The organism is Sphingobium cupriresistens, from assembly GCF_004152865.1.
Lineage (GTDB): Bacteria > Pseudomonadota > Alphaproteobacteria > Sphingomonadales > Sphingomonadaceae > Sphingobium > Sphingobium cupriresistens.
Map to the genome: position 1 here is coordinate 1 of NZ_SEOO01000140.1, position 727 is coordinate 727.

The following is a 727-nucleotide window of genomic DNA, read 5'->3' on the forward strand; positions in this document are numbered from 1 at the left end:
CAAATATCGAAATCACTCAACCCTGACAGTAACCAGGCATCTACTGCCTACACCAGCTGTCCCGGATTTACTGAAGCGCTTGTCCGGGATTTAGCGAAGCGGCTGTCCGACTTTTGCGAAATACGCAGACGCTGGTTCTCTTTCTCCAGATCCTTCATCCGCCGCGCCTGATCGGTCTTCAGGCCGCCATATTCCTTCCGCCAGCGATAATAGGTCTGCTCGCTGACCGCGATCCGGCGGCAGGCTTCGGCCGTGCTCGCTCCCTGTGCCAGCACAATCTCAACTTCACGCAGCTTGCCGATAATCTCTTCCGGCTTGTGCTTCTTGCTCGGCATTCATCGTCCCTTTCGTGGTCCAGACTATCATAGTCTCTGGGCCACTCAGCAGGGGGCAGATCAATCTGCGCAACATGGATCGGCCCAAGGAACACTTTTTGACGTCGAACTTTGATTCTGTTGCCGCGTATATTTTTCCCTTGGCCGCTGTATAGAAGGATCGGATATGCTTCAGCGTGTTGTAAAATGCCTGCTTATACCGGGCGGGATCGCTGGCTTGATCCTATGCAATGACGCATCTGCGCAAACTCTTGTTGCAGCAGCGCCGGTCGTGTCCCACGGGGTGGTGTAGGAAGGTTTCCCTGAGAGGGTGGCCACCGTCGATCTTCTGGTAGGGTTCGGATGCGAACTCGAACCTGGAGAAGAAGACGATGACCGATGACAGAATGGCC

1 pseudogene is annotated in these 727 nt (G+C 54.9%); it reads right to left on the reverse strand.

Features of this window, described 5'->3' with window-relative positions:
• Positions 1-122 precede the first annotated feature (122 nt).
• A pseudogene (locus tag EWH12_RS22015) lies at positions 123-335 on the reverse strand (transposase); the annotation flags it as partial.
• Positions 336-727: the final 392 nt, after the last annotated feature.